1 protein-coding gene is annotated in these 862 nt (G+C 64.3%); it reads right to left on the bottom strand.

What is annotated here, in order from left to right:
- On the bottom strand, positions 1–862 hold an 862-nt coding region (locus CKO33_RS13175; RefSeq protein ID WP_200182684.1), incomplete at both ends, for an IS481 family transposase.

Raw genomic sequence — 862 nt, 5'->3', positions numbered from 1 at the left:
TGATTGTATACGCGTTTTCGAAATAGATCGGGGCGGTCCTGTTGCCAGGCCTTGAGGGTTTCCACCGGGGTGCGATGTCCCAGCGCCTTTTGGCCGATGTGATGGTTATACAGGCGCTGGTAGTCCCTGAGCGTGTCGTCCAGATGCTGTCCGGAGTCAAAGTGCCGGGTGCGCAGCAGGTCGGCGATGCGCCCGTTGAAGCGCTCCACCATCCCGTTGGTCTGAGGCCGCTTGGGACGGATCAGACGGTGCTCGATGTCATGCTCGGCACACACCTGGTCGAAGGGATGGCGCCCGGTCGGCTTCCGTTCGCCGGTCGTCGTGAAACGATCCGTGAACTCCTTGCCGTTGTCGGTGACCACATGAGTGATATGGAACGGCGCTTGCTGGAGCAGCTTCTTCAGAAAGCCCCTCGCCGCCTCGGCGGTCTTCGAGCGCCGCACCTCAAGATAGACCCAGCGCGACGCGCGGTCGATGGCCACGAACAGGTAGCCGCGCGAGGGCTGGTCGGCCATCTGCGGCAGGTACTTCACATCCACATGGACAAAGCCTGGGACGTACTCCCGAAACGGCTTGTGCCCCGGCTCCACGGGCTCTGTGGCCTGCTCACGCTTGAGCGCCTGAAGGTTGCCCACCCCGTGCCGACGCAGGCAGCGGTCCAGCGATGCCCGCGTGAGATCCGGGTTCAGGAATTCCCGGGCGACGATCAGCAGATCATCCAGCGACAGCAGGGCCACTTCCCGCACCTGCACAACGATCGCCTCCTGCTCCGGCGTCAGGGTCGTGTGCAGGGTCTGGGGACAGTGCGAGCGGTCTTCCACTTCCGTACGCCGGCGGCGCCACTTGCGCACCGTTGCACGGG

Source organism: Ectothiorhodospira mobilis (assembly GCF_016584115.1).
Lineage (GTDB): Bacteria > Pseudomonadota > Gammaproteobacteria > Ectothiorhodospirales > Ectothiorhodospiraceae > Ectothiorhodospira > Ectothiorhodospira mobilis.
This window is presented reverse-complemented; position numbering and strand designations above follow the sequence as displayed.